Origin of the sequence: Bacillus sp. S4, assembly GCF_040838205.1 — a bacterium.
In the GTDB taxonomy this organism is placed as follows: Bacteria; Bacillota; Bacilli; order Bacillales; family Bacillaceae_G; genus Bacillus_A; species Bacillus_A cereus_U.
Window position 1 is genome coordinate 1 of the sequence record NZ_JBFPJI010000414.1, and the last position, 2558, is coordinate 2558.

Consider the following 2558-nt stretch of genomic DNA (forward strand, 5'->3'; position numbering starts at 1 on the left):
GAATGGTACATATCATATTTATTGGAGTATAAACTAACTTTATAGGAAGTGAAATTTTGAACATTTATTACAAAAGGATGTTCTTAACGATGATATGAATTATTTATTAAAGTAGGATGAATATTTTTATATTTACTAGATTATTAAATTAACTTGGGGGAGAATATATGAAAGTTATTTTTAAGAGAGAAGGCGGAGGGAAAATTTTTGAATCATCTAATGAAAATATAAGCGTTCTATTAGCTGTATTAAAGGAAACAAAAGGGATAAAGATTGGGATGGTTGAGTATGAAGTATTAGAATATAAACTGGAATACTATCGAAATCCGAAAAAAACAGAAACAGAGAGAGAATTACATATTATTATGCAACCTAAACTTATTCAATAAAGAAAGTGAAATATTAATCAATTTGAGTTTTGTTCGTTCTCACTGATTATTAGCTCGCAAATAGCGGGATAAATGGTAGTAATTGTCGATATGTATGAAACTTATGAGGAATGAATGGTTTTACATCATAAGTTTCTAAAGATTTGTGCGTTCGTTCATAATCAAAGTATATGCTTTTGTTGAAGGATGGTTAATGAGATGTAGCTGAAATTTGTATTCCAGAAAGAACGTTAGTTAGGATAGAAAAGTAAAATTAGAAATATAATTAGTTCAATAAAAGCGATTTCACATTAGGTGGAGTCGCTTTTATTGTTGCTACACGTATTCTATGATGCGATAGGAAGTGCAAAGAGAATTCATTAATTAAAAGGAGGAATCAATCAGTATGAATAAACTTCATAGATTAAGGTTGCATTTTGTTTAAAAAATTTACATGTTGTACTTCCGAAAGAACATTCGTTCGTGTATAATTAGAACTAACGTTCTTTTTGGGTGGAGATTCCTACAAATTCATAAATAATTTTGAATTGGAAAGCTACGCTACATATTAAATAAGAGATGGATAAAGTGTATTTAGAAGTAAAATTTATGAATGGATAGATGTAGAAAATTGAGGAGTAAAGAAAATGAATTATGTAAAGGTACAGGAAAAAGGAAGAGAGTGGGTTCCATTTACAGTAATGTCGGAACAATTATTAAGTATGAGAAAAATTATTGGAGAGAAATTAAAAGTCCAAAGGCCACTAATAACGAATGAAGCGAAAGAAAGTATTTCAGACAAATTATTAACTTCATTATTGTCTGAAAAAGAGATGTTAGTGACCTATTTTGAAGAAGGATACATACTTACGAGTTATATGACAGTGGTTCATATAAATCCAATTCAACAAATTGTAAAATGTACAGATGCATTTTATAAAACATATATATTTGCTGCAAGGGACATAATTGATGTAACTTAAAAGAAGCTGAATTTTGAAGTTTAGCTTCTTTAATTTATCTAGCTATTTGCGGGCAGTTAGATTTACGCCTCAAAATTCGGCTGTGAGTCAGGCTACCTGTAAAAGCCTAATTTTTTTGAAGAGGTGAAGAACTAAATGAAAAAGCAGCTAGATGCAAACTAGCTGCTTAGTCCCAGGGAAAGGGAGAAAAAGATTGGCACTCAAAAAATCGACGATAGCTGTGTATCAGCCTGAGTATAGTATAGACAAATTTGAAAATGTTATACAAAAATGATTACCGATTTGGTTAGGCCGTACCAACTTGGTTTTGATCTGCTAGATCAGAATCAAATGTATTAGTCGCGCTAACCCCACTGAAAGTGTTCACTACGAAACCAACGTTAGATGCGCCAGAGCCGTTATAAGCTTTCGTATTCTCTTTTGGAGAAACGTTGTAGAAATCACCTAAGTTGAAAGACCCGTTACTATTTTGTACAACTAAATTCCCTACAACTGAGGGCATAATTTTCACCTACTTTATAAGTAATTGTTTGCATTACTATATGAAGGTATAGTCTAATTGGTTCATTTGACAAATATTCCGGAATAGAAAAATGTTATAAGCTTTGTTTAATCAATCGAGCAAAAAGTATGTTAAAATTAACGAAGAGTTGAATTTTAAAAAGAATAAATTCGAATAATTAATATATACGGAATTAAAGGAGGCAAAATGTAATGGATAATGTTATAAAAACAGTGGATTTAACAGATGCAGAATCAAGTAAACTTGTTGCTTTTATTTATAGTAATGATGTTACTTTGATCGAAAAAGCATTTTGTCCTAATGAAATAAAATTAAAGTTTAATGAAATAGCAATTTTATCGGCAATTAAAACCGCATATATTACGAAAGTATCTATAAGGAAAGAACTTGAAGCGATTTTTCACGATACAGGCGTTTTATTAGTGAAGCAAAATGTTGAAAGGAATAGTATTCAATCTATAACAATGCATTTTGAGCAATTTAAAAAGTTGCAAAATGAGATTGAGAATTTAAATAAAAGTATGCTATAAGACTAGGTGGAAATTCTTTGATAGAGATGGGCTCTGTTAAGTTGCAAAAGTGGATTGAAAAGTATTTAGATAAATCGAACCATAAACATAAATATACTTTCATTAAGGTGTAGCCTATATTTATCGATGTAAACAAAAAGAGTAACTATTATGG

General features: G+C 30.1%; 4 protein-coding genes. 3 read left to right on the forward strand and 1 reads right to left on the reverse strand.

Annotated elements, in window-relative coordinates; all coding sequences use genetic code 11:
- Positions 1-167: 167 nt before the first annotated feature.
- Both AB3X48_RS20950 and AB3X48_RS20955 read left to right on the forward strand, forming a co-directional pair.
- Positions 168-389: a hypothetical protein gene (locus tag AB3X48_RS20950; RefSeq protein ID WP_002157948.1), complete on the forward strand. Its 222-nt coding sequence runs from the start codon at positions 168-170 to the stop codon at positions 387-389.
- A 626-nt stretch (positions 390-1015) separates the two neighbouring features.
- Positions 1016-1351 (forward strand): YolD-like family protein, encoded by a 336-nt coding sequence (locus AB3X48_RS20955; protein ID WP_002012722.1) that lies wholly within the window; start codon positions 1016-1018, stop codon positions 1349-1351.
- A gap of 286 nt (positions 1352-1637) precedes the next feature.
- On the opposite strand, the gene gerPF is transcribed toward AB3X48_RS20955, so the two are convergent.
- The gene (gene gerPF / locus AB3X48_RS20960; protein ID WP_001141569.1) at positions 1638-1853 is read right to left on the reverse strand and encodes a spore germination protein GerPF; all 216 of its coding nucleotides are present in this window, start codon (positions 1851-1853) and stop codon (positions 1638-1640) included.
- Positions 1854-2065: 212 nt separating this feature from the next.
- On the opposite strand from gerPF, the gene AB3X48_RS20965 reads away from it, so the two are divergent.
- A complete protein-coding gene (locus AB3X48_RS20965; RefSeq protein ID WP_002012726.1) occupies positions 2066-2404 on the forward strand; it encodes a hypothetical protein in 339 nt (112 codons plus the stop codon).
- Positions 2405-2558: the final 154 nt, after the last annotated feature.